Source organism: Isoptericola sp. NPDC057191 (assembly GCF_042670225.1).
GTDB lineage: Bacteria > Actinomycetota > Actinomycetes > Actinomycetales > Cellulomonadaceae > Isoptericola.
In genome coordinates this window covers 1-11,852 of sequence record NZ_JBHUWC010000127.1, presented here as the reverse complement: position 1 = coordinate 11,852, position 11,852 = coordinate 1, and the positions used below count along the sequence as shown (strand labels likewise).

Genomic DNA, 11,852 nt, shown 5'->3' with positions numbered 1-11,852 from the left:
CGGGGGCGCCCTCGCGTGCTGATGCTGCTGGGCCGCGTCAGCCTGCGGCGGGACCGGGCGGGAACTCCGGCCGCTCGAAGGCGTCGCGGATGCGCAGCCGGATGGTCGAGGGCATCGCCTGCAGCTTGGCCGAGGCGCCACGCTGGGTGACGTCGGAGATGTCGGTGACCACGTAGCCGATCTCGCCGCGGGTGGCGAGCATCTGCGCCTCGATGTTGGCGCCGTGGTCGGCGAAGACCTGGTTCACGGCGGCGAGGACGCCGGGCACGTTGCGGTGCAGCAGCATGATGCGACCCACGCCGGTGTGCGCGAGCTGCAGGTTCGGGAGGTTGACGGACAGGGTGGTGGACCCGGTCGCCATGAAGTCCCGCAGCTTCTTCGACACGAACTCGCCGATGGCCTCCTGCGCCTCCTCGGTCGACCCGCCGACGTGCGGCGTGAGGATGACGTTGGGCAGGCCGCGCAGCGGAGAGGTGAACTCGTCACCCCGCTTCTTGGGCTCCGTCGGGAAGACGTCCACCGCCGCGCCTCCGAGGTGCCCGGAGAGGATGTGCTCCCGCAGGGCCTCGACGTCGACCACGAAGCCGCGGGAGAGGTTGAGGAAGATCGCGCCCGGCTTCATCCCCGCGAACAGGTCCGCGCCGAACAGCCCGGCGTTGCCCGGCCGTCCGTCGACGTGGATCGTGACGGCGTCGGCCTCGGCGAGAAGCTCCTCGATCGTCTCGACGCGGTGCGCGTTGCCCAGGGCGAGCTTCTCGGCGGTGTCGTAGAAGACGACCCGCATGCCGAGGTTCTCGGCGAGCACGGAGAGCTGGGAGCCGATGTTCCCGTACCCGATGATGCCGAGCGTCCGGCCGCGGACCTCGTGCGCGCCGTCGGCGGTCTTGTCCCACACGCCGTCGTGCAGCGCCTTGTCGCGCACGCTGAGGCGACGGGTCAGGGAGATGATCTCCGCGACGGCGAGCTCGACCACGGACCGGGTGTTGGAGTACGGGGCGTTGAACACCGCGACGCCGTGGGCCGCGGCGGCCTCGAGGTCGATCTGGTTCGTCCCGATGGAGAAGGTCCCCACGGCCTGCAGGCCGGGCACGCTCTCCAGGACCTTGCGGGTCACGGTGGTCTTGGAGCGGATGCCGAGGATCTGGAAGTCCGCGAGGGACTCGATCAGCTCGGCCTCGTCGAGCGCGCCGGGGCGCGTGACGACCTCGATGCCCGCATCACGAAGATTCTGGGCAGCGACAGGATGGACGTTCTCGAGAAGGAGGGCTCGCAGCACGAGGCCATGGTGCGCTGTGCGGGCCCGCGCCCACAAACGCGTCTCACGCCGCGGCGAGCTCGACGATCCCTGCCGGCAGCGGTCGCTCGTGCACCACGACGAGGCGCTGGGTGGGCCGGGTCATCGCGACGTACAGGTCCGAGGCGCCGCCAGGGCCGCCCGTCACGGTGGCCGGCTCGACGAGGACGACGGCGTCGAACTCCAGGCCCTTGGTCTCGCGCGGGTCGAGCACGACGACCTGCGCGTCCTCGGGGCGCTGCCCCAGCAGCCGGGACACCTCCTCGGGGGCGAGCACGGTCGGGAGCACCCCTTCGACGGCCTCGCGCAGCGCGTCGACCTCCGCGGACGCCGCGACCACGGCGACCCGTCCCGCGCCGTCGGTCCCCACGAACTCGGAGACGAGCGCGGCCACGTGGTCCCGGACCTCCTGGAGGAGCACCGGGCGAGCCGGCCCGGACGGCGTGACGTGGGCGAGCTCGAGCGCTCCGGTCACCTCACGGGCGGCGGTGAGTGGCGACGTGGGGAGGCCCGCGGCTGCCGCCATGCGCTGCGCGGCGTCCGCGACCGAGGCCGGGGTGCGGTAGCTCACGGTGAGCTCTTCGAGCCGCCAGGAGTCGCCGAGCACCGGGTCGAGAGCGTGGCGCCACGATCGTGCGCCGGCGGCCGACGACGTCTGCGCGACGTCGCCCACGATGGTCATCGAGCGGGTCGGGACGCGGCGCACGAGCATGCGCCACGCCATCGGGGAGAGCTCCTGCGCCTCGTCGACCACGACGTGGCCGTACGTCCAGGTGCGGTCCTCGGCGGCGCGCTCCGCGGTGGTCAGTCGCGGCCCCGCGGACTCGAAGCGGGATGCGAGCGTCTCCGCGTCGACCAGGCCGCCCCCCGCGCCCGTGGACTCGAGGACCGACCGGGCGTACTCGAGCTCGGCGGCGCGCTCGGCCGCGCGCGCCTTCGCCTCGGCGCGCGCGATCGAGTCGTCCTCGCCCAGCAGCTCGGCGGCCTCGTCGAGCAGAGGCACGTCGGCCTCGGTCCACGGCGCGCCCGGGTCGCGGCGCAGCGCCGCCCGCTCGCGGGCGGACAGCTCGGGGGCGGCCTCCTCCAGCCGGTGCGGCTTGGCGAAGAGGTCGGCGACGAGCTTCTCCGGCGAGATCGGGAACCACGCGAGGTTGAGCGCGACCCGCACGTCCCGGTGCGAGCGGAGGTCCTCGGTGACCATCGCGGCGTCCTCCGGTGCGAGCTCCGCGTCCGCCGCGGCGCGGTACTGGTCCACCAGCCGGGCGAGCATGTCGCGGACGAAGGCGGCCCGGGCCTCGTTGTGCGGCTTGTGGGTGCGGCGGGCGCGCGCGATCGCGTCCCGCACGTCCCGGCGTCGCACGACGAGGTCGTGACCCTCCAGGCGGAAGCGCACGTCGCGGGCGGGCACGCGCTCGCGGGCGCGGACCGCCCGGCGCACGACGTCGCGCCACAGCAGCCGGCCCTTGATCTCGGTGGCGACAGGGTCGTCGATCGCCGTGGCGCGGACGCCGGGCAGCAGCTCGCCCACCGTGGTCGCGACCACGCCGGTCTCGCCGAGCGACGGCAGCACCTGGTCGATGTAGCGCAGGAAGGCCCGGCTCGGGCCGACGAGCAGGACGCCGCTGCGCTCGAGGATCCGCCGGTGGGCGTACAGGAGGTAGGCCGCCCGGTGCAGCGCCACGGCCGTCTTGCCGGTGCCCGGACCACCCTGGACCACCAGCGCGCCGGCGAGCTCGGCGCGGATGATCCGGTCCTGCTCGCCCTGGATCGTCGCGACGATGTCGGTCATCCGGCCCGTACGGCGCGCCGCGAGCGACGCGAGGAGCGCGCCCTCGCCAGACAGGGTCGACGCGGCGAGGCCTTCCGCACCGTCGTCCCCGTCGGCGGCCTGCAGGGCGTCGAGGTCGAGCACCTCGTCCTCGAGCCCGGTCACGGAACGTCCCGACGTCACGAGGTGTCGCCGGCGCCGCACCCCCGCGGGGTGCAGGGCCGTGGCCCGGTAGAACGGCGTGGCCGCGGGGGCGCGCCAGTCCGTCAGCAGCGACCGGTGGTCGGAGTCCGCGAGACCGATGCGCCCCACGTACCGCGTCGCGCCGTCGTCGAGGTCGAGGCGGCCGAAGGCGAGGCGGTCCTCGACCGCGTCGAGCTGTGCCACGCGGTCCTCGTAGAGCGTCGCGAACGCGTCCCGCTCGCTGCGGTTCTGCGGGGAGCCCGAGGGCCCCGAGCGCCGCACCTCCGCGAGGCGGTCGCGCGTCGCGCGTCGCAGCTCGTCCAGTCGGGCGTAGAGGGTGTCGACGACACCCTGCTCGCGTGCCAGCTCGTCGTGCCTGCCCGCCACGCATCCTCCCAGCGTCTTGCGCCACGCCTGTCGGGCGCGGCCCCGTTGCGGCGGACCATCATTGCAGATCCGGCCGGCCCCCGGGTGCGCGGTCCGCGGCCGAGAGACCGGCCGAGAGGCGACGCGCCGGGCGGCGGGCACTGCCTCGGGAGGGGGTGCCGGGCTAGGATCTGGCCTATGAGCAGCGGCGACGTCCTGCGCGCAGGGTCCGAGGGACCCGCCGAGGACGCGACGGCGACCGTGCTCCTCGTCGAGGACGACGACGGGGACGCGCTGCTCGTCACAGAGCTGCTCGACGACGCCGAGGTGGCGGTCGTGCTGCTCCGCGCGCGGTCGGTGGCGGAGGCCGTCGAGGCGCTGTCGCGGCCCGGCGGCGCCCCGGGCGTCGACTGCGTGCTGCTCGACCTCGGGCTCCCGGACGCCGTCGGCCTCACGGCCGTGTCCCGGCTGCGGGAGGTCGCCGAGCGCGTGCACGACGTCCCCGCCCTCGTGGTGCTCACCGGGCTCACGGGGGGCGACCAGGGGCTGCAGGCCGTCGCGGCAGGCGCCGACGACTACCTCGTCAAGGGGGAGACCGACGCCGGGCTGCTCGGCCGGTCGCTGCGGTACGCGCTGCAGCGGCGCAGGTCCGCCGCGCAGCAGCGGGCGCTGTACCGCAGCGCCGTGCGGGCGGAGGAGACGGCGCGGCTCGAGCGCGCGCTGCTGCCCAAGCCGGTCGTGGGCGACGAGCGGATCTCCGTGATGGTGGGCTACCTCCCGGGCGGCGGCGGCCTGCTCGGGGGCGACTTCTTCGACACCGTGGAGCGGCCGGACGGCTCCGTGCTGTCGGTGGTCGGGGACGTCGCGGGGCACGGACCCGACGAGGCGGCCCTCGGGGCCACGCTGCGCACCGCCTGGCGCACGCTCGTGCTGACCGGGACCCCGCCCGAGCGCATCCTCGAGCAGCTGGAACGGGTGCTCCTCACGGAGCGGTCGCGCCCGGAGGTCTTCGTGACCCTGTGCCAGGTGGTGGTCACGCCGGACCGGTCCGGCGTCGACGTGTACCTGGCGGGCCACCTGCCGCCCCTGCTCATCACCGGCCCGGTCGGGGACCTGCGCTGCGAGGCGCTGGCGCCCACGGGCCGCGGCCGGGCGCTGGGCGTGCCGGTCGACGGCGGCTGGGCAGCCCGGCGCATCGAGCTCGACGGCCCCTTCGCGCTGATGCTGTACACCGACGGCCTCGTCGAGGCCGAGGTGCGCGCCGGCGCCGCGGCCGGTGCGGAACCGCTCGCCGGCGACGAGACGCTCGACGGCCTGGGTCGTGACGCGCTCGGGCTCACCTCGTCGCAGGGCGACCGACCGGCGCAGGTCGGTCCGCTGCGCCGACGGGTGCCCCGGCTGGGGCAGTCGGGGCTGCACGAGCTGGTGCGCGAGGACCTGGGGCGGGACGGGATCGTGGGCGTGGTGGAACGGGTGCTGCGGCGCGTGCGCGCGCTGCACGGCGGCCCGCTCACGGACGACGCCGCCCTCCTCGTGCTCGGATGGACCGGGCGGGACACGCCCTACCTGGGTGAGCGGTCCTCGACCCTGGCGGACTCGGCCGAGTGGGCCCGCCCATGAGGCGCGAACGTCCGCTGCATGACGTCGTCCTGCGGCTCCTGCTCATCGTCGGCGCCGTGCTGCTGCTCGCCCTCGCGGTGGCCCTCGTGGCGATCCAGCGATCGCTCTCCCTCCTGCGGGTCGGTGCCGGGGACGCCGCGATGGACGCGGCGCACGCCTGGAACCGCGCGCTCCTGGTCGTGGTCGTCGTGCTCGTGCTGCTCGTGGTCCTCATGGGGTGGTTCATGTGGCGTGCCCTGCAGCGGGGCGTCACGCGTCCGCTCGCGCGGCTGGCCGACTCCGTGCGCGCCGCGAGCACGGGCGCGCACGAGCACGAGATCAGGGTCGAGGGCACGGGCGAGGTCGCGGCGCTCGCGGCCGACGTGGAGCACATGCGGCGCGAGCTGGTGCAGCAGGTGGCCGAGGTGCGGGCGTCGCACGCCGAGACCGAGCGCACGCACGCCCAGCTCGCCGAGCAGGCGCAGGAGCTCGCTCGCTCGAACCGCGACCTCGAGCAGTTCGCCTATGTCGCGTCGCACGACCTGCAGGAGCCGCTGCGCAAGGTCGCGAGCTTCACCCAGCTGCTGCAGAAGCGCTACGGCGAGCAGCTGGACGACCGGGCGGACCAGTACATCGCCTTCGCCGTCGACGGCGCGCTCCGGATGCAGCGCCTCATCCAGGACCTGCTGAGCTTCTCGCGGGTCGGTCGCTCCGGGAGCGAGCCCGAGGACGTCCCGCTGGAGCAGGTCCTCGAGCAGGCGCGGCACGACCTGGGGGAGCGGATCACGGAGTCGGGCGCGGAGGTCACGCACGACCCCTTGCCGGTGGTGCGCGGCGAGCGGGCGCTCCTCGCGATGCTGCTGACGAACGTCGTCGGCAACGCCGTGAAGTTCCGCGACCCCGGTCGCCCGCCTCGCATCCACCTGTCGGCGCGTCGCCTGGAGGCACCCGAGGCGGGCTGGGAGATCTCGTGCGCGGACAACGGCATCGGCATCGACCCGCAGTACGCGGAGCGCGTCTTCGTCATCTTCCAGCGGCTGCACCCGAAGGACGTGTACACCGGCACGGGGATCGGGCTCGCCCTGGTCAAGCGGGTGGTCGAGCACCACGGCGGACGTGTCTGGCTCGAGCCGTCGGAGGGTGGCGGGACCACCGTCCGGTGGACCTTGCCCGATCGTGACGAGGCGTCGTCCCCCGTGGTCGGCTAGGCTCGGGGGACGTCGCTGACCTGCGACGACGCACCTGAGGGTGTGCCCCCGACCGGGGTGCTCGACGACGGCGAGGAGTAGGCATGACGGACCACCAGGCGGGAATCGAGGTCCTCCTCGTCGAGGACGACCCGGGTGACGTGCTGATGACGCGCGAGGCGTTCGAGGAGCACAAGGTCGTCAACCGGCTCTCCGTGGTGTCCGACGGCGTGAGCGCGATGGCGTTCCTGCGCAAGGAGGGCGAGCACGCCGAGGCGCCCACGCCGGACCTGATCCTGCTCGACCTCAACCTGCCGCGGATGGACGGCCGAGAGGTGCTCGCCGCGGTCAAGGCCGACGAGCGCCTGAAGCACATCCCGGTGGTCGTCCTGACCACCTCGGAGGCCGAGGAGGACGTCCTGCGGTCGTACTCGCTGCACGCGAACGCGTACGTGACCAAGCCCGTGGACTTCGAACGGTTCCTCCAGGTCGTCCGCCAGATCGACGACTTCTTCGTGACGGTGGTCCGTCTCCCGCGTCGCTGAGGAGCGCCCCGGCGGGGCGGGAAGGATCCGGGCTGCGGCGGGGTTGTGACTCCTGCGGGCGCGAGCCCGTCGGCGCGAGCCGGAAACCCGAGGAGGAGACCGTTGCTGGACCCGCAGAGCATCTACGAGGTCGACGAGGCCGCCGTCGAGCGCGTCCTGCCCCGCCGTGGGCCCGACGCCCCGCCGACCGCTGACGGACCCGTGCTGCTGCACGCTCTCGACGGGTTCGTCGACGCCGGCTCCGCCGCAGAGATCGCCGTGGAGCACCTGACCGACGAGCTGACCACCACACGTCTGGTGACCTTCGACGTCGACCAGCTGCTCGACTACCGCTCCAAGCGGGTCGGCATGACGTTCGACGCCGACCGGTGGTCGGCGTACGACGAGCCGTTCCTCGCCCTGGATCACGTGGCGGACCGCGAGGGCACCGGCTTCCTCCTGCTGCACGGGTCGGAGCCGGACCTCCAGTGGGAGCGCGTCGTGGCAGCCGTGAAGGGCCTCGTCGAACGGTTCGACGTCTCCCTGTCGGTCGGCTTCCACGGCATCCCGATGGGTGTGCCCCACACGCGCCCGCTGTCGCTGACGGCGCACGGCACGCGACCCGGCCTGGTCGAGGACTACACGTCCTTCTTCGGGACGGTGCGGGTCCCCGGCTCGCTGGCCGCCCTGCTGGAGTACCGCCTCGGTGAGGCGGGGCACGACGCGATCGGGTTCACCGTCCACGTGCCGCACTACCTGGCGCAGTCCCGCTACGCCCCGGCGGCGGTCGTGGCGCTGCGGCACGTGGAGCGTGCCACGGGCCTCGACCTGGCCACGGGCCTCCTCGCCGAGGCGGCGGCCGACGCGACCATCGAGGTCGAGAAGCAGGTCGGGGAGTCCACGGAGGTGAAGGCGGTCGTCCGGGCGCTCGAGGAGCAGTACGACGCGTTCACGCGCTCGGTGGGTCGCCCGAGCCTCCTGGCCGAGCAGGCGCCGCTGCCCACGGCGGAGGAGCTGGGTGCGGAGTTCGAGCGCTTCCTGGCCCAGCAGGACGACGACTGACGTCCGCAATGGTCGTTGCGCCGCATCCGTGGCATATCCGTGGCACTGCAGTGTGGTCCGTGCCACACTGACCGCGTTGCAGAGGCGTTCCCTCGCAGGAACCGGGGCAGCGGCCTGTGCAGCGGCGGGTGGCCGCCCGGTGTGCCCGTGACCGCAGTGACGGAAGGTCGAAGGATCAGCATGGCGCAAGGTTCGGTGAAGTGGTTCAACTCGGAGAAGGGCTACGGCTTCATCGCACAGGACGACGGCGGCGCCGACGTCTTCGTGCACTACTCCGCGATCCAGTCGCAGGGGTACCGCAGCCTCGAGGAGGCCCAGCGGGTCGAGTTCGAGATCACCCAGGGTCCGAAGGGTCCGCAGGCGGAGCAGGTCGTCCCGCTCTGAGTCCCCGGCTCGCCTGACGGCGGCCGCGTCCCGGCGTCGGGGCGCGGCCGTCGTCGTGTCAGGACGCCTGGTCAGGCGCCCGCGAACCGTGCCAGCTCCGCGCCGGCGAGCAGGCGCGCGGGCACCGGCAGGCTGCGGAGGCGGCGTGCGAGGGCCGCGTCGTCGAGGTCGACGTCGGACCGGTCCCCGCGGGCGACGACGGTCGCAGCCTCGGCGCCGCCGGTGACGTCGGGGCCGGTGGCGTCGGGGCCGGTGGCGCCGGTGGGGCCGTCGGCGGGGCTGCCGGGGGCGTCCTCGGTCGTGGCGCGGACCGCGACGAGCACCACGTTGCCGTAGCGCCGCCCTTTGAGGATCGCGTGCTCGGCGACCACCCCGAGGCGACCGCCGTCCAGGGCGTCGCTGCCGAACGCCTCCGCGAGGTTCGCGACCTCCCGTCGTGCCAGGTGCAGCGGCGGGCGGTCCGCGCAGTTGGCGAGGAGGACGCCGCCCGGCCGCAGCACCCGGTGCGCCGCGGCCGCGAAGGCCTCGTCGGCGAGGTGGTCCGGCGTCCGGTCGCCGGCGAACACGTCGCGCACGACGACGTCGAAGGACTCCGGGGGCAGGGAGGCGAGGGCGTGGCCCGCGTCGTCGGCCCGCAGCCGCAGCCGCGGCGCCCGGGGGAGCCCGAACCACGTGCGCACGAGCTCGAGCAGGCGGGCGTCCACGTCGACCCCGAGCTGGCGCGAGTCGGGGCGCTCGTGCTCGACGTGCCGTGCCAGCGCGCACCCGGCCGCGCCGAGGTGCAGCACGCGCAGCGGGCCCGCGGGGAGCCCGGCCAGCACGGCGGCCATCTGCTGCATGTACTCGAAGGCGAGGAAGCCGGGGTCGGCGAGGTCGAGCGCCGAGCTGGGCACGCCGTTGACGTGCAGCGTCACCCGGTCGGCGTGGTCGGGGTCCTGCTCGACCCGGGCGGTGCCGGTGTCGATCGGGACCTCGCCGACGGGGAGTGTCGGTGCGTCGGAGGATGCTGGGTGGCGTCGGCCGGACCGGCGGTCGGGGCGGGAGCCGCCTCGGGAGGTGCGGGACATGCGCACCAGTCTCCCCGTTCGGGGCAGGCCGCGGGTCCGGGTCCGGCGGTTGACAGGAATCGAACAGGTGTTCGACACTGGCGGGACGCGGGAGAGTCCGCGGAGCACGGGAGGTGCAGGATGTCGGCTCGGACGGGATCTGCAAGAGCGGTGCACGGTCGTGGCGCGCCCGGCACGGGCGCGCTGCCCCCGAGCCCGGAGGTGACCAGGCTGCTGGACCGTTCCGACGCCGAGCTCGCGGCGGCGGCGACGGCGACCGACGCCGCGGACAGGTTCGTGCACGCCCATCTGGCCGCGCTCCGTGCGGCAGCCGCGGTCGTGGCGCTCCGCGGGCGCCCGTCGACGCGGAGCCGGGCTCGGTCCGTGTGGGACATGCTGGCGCTCGTGGAGCCCGAGCTCGCCGCCTGGTCGGGCTACTTCGCCTCGGGTGCCCGCGTGCGGGCCGCCGTCGAGGCAGGGCTGGAGCCCGAGGTCGACGCCCGCCGCGCGGCCGAGCTGGTGGCGTGCGCGGAGGACTTCCGTGACGAGGTGGGCCTGCTCGTGGACCCGCGTGCAGGTTTTGCGCGACCGCTCGCCGTGGCGCCGGCGGCGTCGTGAGCCGAGGCCCGCGGGCGGCCGGGGCGTTCCGCGACTGGGGCTCGGACGAGTCCGGGACGTCCGTGCTGCACGTCGACATGGACGCCTTCTTCGCGTCGTGCGAGCTCGTGCGGCGTCCGGAGCTCCGCGGGCGGCCGGTGATGGTGGGCGGTCGGGAGCGGGGCGTCGTGCTCGCCGCCACCTACGAGGCGCGAGCGTTCGGGGTCCGCTCGGCGATGTCGATGGCGGCGGCGCTGCGCCTGTGCCCGCAGGCGGTCGTCGTCCCGCCGGACCACCGGCTCTATCACGACGTGTCCGAGTCCGTGATGGAGCTGTTGTCCACGGTCACGCCTCTGGTCGAGCGGATCTCCGTCGACGAGGCCTTCCTCGACGTCAGCGGGGCGCGCCGCCGGCTCGGGGCGCCGACCGTGATCGCCGCCCGGCTGCGCGAGCAGGTCCGCGCCGAGCACGGGATCACCTGCTCGGTCGGCGTCGCGCAGAACAAGTTCGTCGCGAAGCTCGCTTCGACCCACGCCAAGCCCGACGGGATGCTCCTGGTGCCGGCGGACGCGACGGTGCGGTTCCTGCGGACCCTGCCCGTCGGGGCGTTGTGGGGCGTGGGGGAGAAGACGGAGGCCGCCCTCGCGCGCTGGGGCATCACCACGGTGGCGGAGCTCGCCGACACCGACGTGCCGACCCTGCAGGCGGCCGTCGGTTCCGTGTCCGGGGCGCACCTGCACGACCTCGCGTGGGGGCGGGACCCGCGGCCGGTCGTCCCCGGGCACGAGGAGCGCAGCGTGGGCGCCGAGACGACCTTCGAGCGCGACCTGTGGGACCTGGACGAGGTGGAGCAGCGGATGCTGCTGCTCGCCGACCGCGTCGCCGCACGGCTGCGCCATCAGGGCGTGGTCGCCCGCACCGTGGCGCTCAAGGTGCGCACCAGCGACTTCCGCACGCTGACCCGGTCGCGGACGCTCGCCGGCCCGACCGACGTCGCCCGGGAGATCTACCTCGTCGCCCGCGAGCTCCTGGGCGCGGTGGACCTGCGGGGGCTGCCCGTGCGGCTCGTCGGAGTCCGGGGGGAGAACCTGCAGGTCAGGTCCGGTCTGGCGGAGCAGGTGACGCTCGACGAGTCCGTGGACCCGCGCCAGGAGGCCAGGCGCGAGGCCGAGCTGGCGCTCGACGCCGTGCGGGAACGGTTCGGCAGCTCGGCCATCATGCTCGGTGCCGCGCCGGGACGGCGCCGAGGTTCACCCCCGCCGACTACCGCGCCGGGCAGCGCGGGCATATCCTGAGGTCGTTACCGTTCCACCGCGAGACCCGGGGGGACTCGATGCCACTGTCCGAGTACGAGCAGCGAGTGCTGGAGCAGATGGAGCGCGCGCTGAGCAGCGACGACCCCCGTCTGGCCAACACCCTGCAGCAGGCGCGCCGCCGGTCGCCCCTGCGTTATGTCCTGGCCGGCGTCGGAGTCGTCGCGGGGCTGTTGTTGCTCGTGCTCGGTGCGGCGAGGTCGGAGGCCTGGGTCGGCGTCGCCGGCTTCGTCCTCATGTTCGCCGGTGTGGCGTACGCGTTCGCCTCGCCTCGCCGGTCGAAGGCGGGCCCCGTGGGTGTCGTCCGGCCCGACGGGACCGTCGATCCGTCGACCAACCCGGATCACCGGAACCGCACCGCTCAGCCTGCGCCCCGCCCCGCGCCCGCGGCGAAGAAGGAGGGCTTCCTGTCCCGCCTCGAGGAGCGCTGGGAGCGTCGACGCGACCAGGGGCGCTGAACTACCAGGACGCTCCGCTAACGAGGCGCTGAGCGACCCAGGACACAGAGGTACCCAGGCCGCTGAGCCAC

At 74.3% G+C, this 11,852-nt stretch carries 11 protein-coding genes; 8 read left to right on the top strand and 3 right to left on the bottom strand.

Annotation, left to right across the window (positions count from 1 at the left end):
* Positions 1 to 37 precede the first annotated feature (37 nt).
* Both serA and ACFT55_RS14670 read right to left on the bottom strand, forming a co-directional pair.
* A complete protein-coding gene (gene serA, locus ACFT55_RS14675) occupies positions 38 to 1,276 on the bottom strand; it encodes a phosphoglycerate dehydrogenase (protein WP_380244578.1) in 1,239 nt (412 codons plus the stop codon).
* 43 nt (positions 1,277 to 1,319) lie between these two features.
* Positions 1,320 to 3,632 (bottom strand): HelD family protein, encoded by a 2,313-nt coding sequence (locus ACFT55_RS14670; RefSeq protein ID WP_380244577.1) that lies wholly within the window; start codon positions 3,630 to 3,632, stop codon positions 1,320 to 1,322.
* A 177-nt stretch (positions 3,633 to 3,809) separates the two neighbouring features.
* Here ACFT55_RS14670 and ACFT55_RS14665 point away from each other — a divergent pair, with 177 nt between their 5' ends.
* The 5 genes from ACFT55_RS14665 (at position 3,810) to ACFT55_RS14645 (ending at position 8,367) form a co-directional block, all read left to right on the top strand.
* Complete coding sequence (locus ACFT55_RS14665; protein ID WP_380244576.1) at positions 3,810 to 5,231, top strand: PP2C family protein-serine/threonine phosphatase; 1,422 nt, start codon at positions 3,810 to 3,812, stop codon at positions 5,229 to 5,231.
* The gene (locus ACFT55_RS14660) at positions 5,228 to 6,418 is read left to right on the top strand and encodes an ATP-binding protein (protein WP_380244575.1); all 1,191 of its coding nucleotides are present in this window, start codon (positions 5,228 to 5,230) and stop codon (positions 6,416 to 6,418) included. The genes ACFT55_RS14665 and ACFT55_RS14660 overlap by 4 nt, the downstream gene beginning before the upstream one ends.
* An 83-nt stretch (positions 6,419 to 6,501) precedes the next feature.
* A complete protein-coding gene (locus ACFT55_RS14655) occupies positions 6,502 to 6,942 on the top strand; it encodes a response regulator (protein WP_380244574.1) in 441 nt (146 codons plus the stop codon).
* Positions 6,943 to 7,044: 102 nt separating this feature from the next.
* On the top strand, positions 7,045 to 7,983 hold the full coding sequence (locus tag ACFT55_RS14650; RefSeq protein ID WP_380244573.1) for a proteasome assembly chaperone family protein: 939 nt from the start codon (positions 7,045 to 7,047) through the stop codon (positions 7,981 to 7,983).
* A gap of 180 nt (positions 7,984 to 8,163) precedes the next feature.
* Entirely contained in the window at positions 8,164 to 8,367 is a 204-nt protein-coding gene (locus tag ACFT55_RS14645; protein ID WP_380244572.1) for a cold-shock protein, read from the top strand.
* 71 nt (positions 8,368 to 8,438) lie between these two features.
* Here ACFT55_RS14645 and ACFT55_RS14640 read toward each other — a convergent pair whose 3' ends face one another.
* Positions 8,439 to 9,434 carry a spermidine synthase gene (locus tag ACFT55_RS14640; protein ID WP_380244571.1) on the bottom strand — a complete coding sequence of 332 codons (996 nt, stop codon included), beginning with the start codon at positions 9,432 to 9,434 and terminating at the stop codon, positions 8,439 to 8,441.
* A gap of 201 nt (positions 9,435 to 9,635) precedes the next feature.
* Between ACFT55_RS14640 and ACFT55_RS14635 the strand changes: the two genes are divergently transcribed.
* From ACFT55_RS14635 to ACFT55_RS14625, 3 genes are read left to right on the top strand one after another with little or no spacing between them, the layout of a single operon-like run.
* The gene (locus ACFT55_RS14635) at positions 9,636 to 10,031 is read left to right on the top strand and encodes an SAV_6107 family HEPN domain-containing protein (protein WP_380244570.1); all 396 of its coding nucleotides are present in this window, start codon (positions 9,636 to 9,638) and stop codon (positions 10,029 to 10,031) included.
* Complete coding sequence (locus ACFT55_RS14630) at positions 10,028 to 11,305, top strand: DNA polymerase IV (protein WP_380244569.1); 1,278 nt, start codon at positions 10,028 to 10,030, stop codon at positions 11,303 to 11,305. The genes ACFT55_RS14635 and ACFT55_RS14630 overlap by 4 nt, the downstream gene beginning before the upstream one ends.
* Before the next feature lie 38 nt (positions 11,306 to 11,343).
* The gene (locus ACFT55_RS14625; protein ID WP_380244568.1) at positions 11,344 to 11,781 is read left to right on the top strand and encodes a DUF3040 domain-containing protein; all 438 of its coding nucleotides are present in this window, start codon (positions 11,344 to 11,346) and stop codon (positions 11,779 to 11,781) included.
* Positions 11,782 to 11,852: the final 71 nt, after the last annotated feature.

Coding starts and splice junctions, on each gene's coding strand:
- ACFT55_RS14665 (WP_380244576.1), top strand. CDS start 3,810: ATGAGCAGCGGCGACGTCCTGCGCGCAGGGTCCGAGGGACCCGCCGAG.
- ACFT55_RS14660 (WP_380244575.1), top strand. CDS start 5,228: ATGAGGCGCGAACGTCCGCTGCATGACGTCGTCCTGCGGCTCCTGCTC.
- ACFT55_RS14655 (WP_380244574.1), top strand. CDS start 6,502: ATGACGGACCACCAGGCGGGAATCGAGGTCCTCCTCGTCGAGGACGAC.
- ACFT55_RS14645 (WP_380244572.1), top strand. CDS start 8,164: ATGGCGCAAGGTTCGGTGAAGTGGTTCAACTCGGAGAAGGGCTACGGC.
- ACFT55_RS14640 (WP_380244571.1), bottom strand. CDS start 9,434: ATGTCCCGCACCTCCCGAGGCGGCTCCCGCCCCGACCGCCGGTCCGGC.
- ACFT55_RS14625 (WP_380244568.1), top strand. CDS start 11,344: ATGCCACTGTCCGAGTACGAGCAGCGAGTGCTGGAGCAGATGGAGCGC.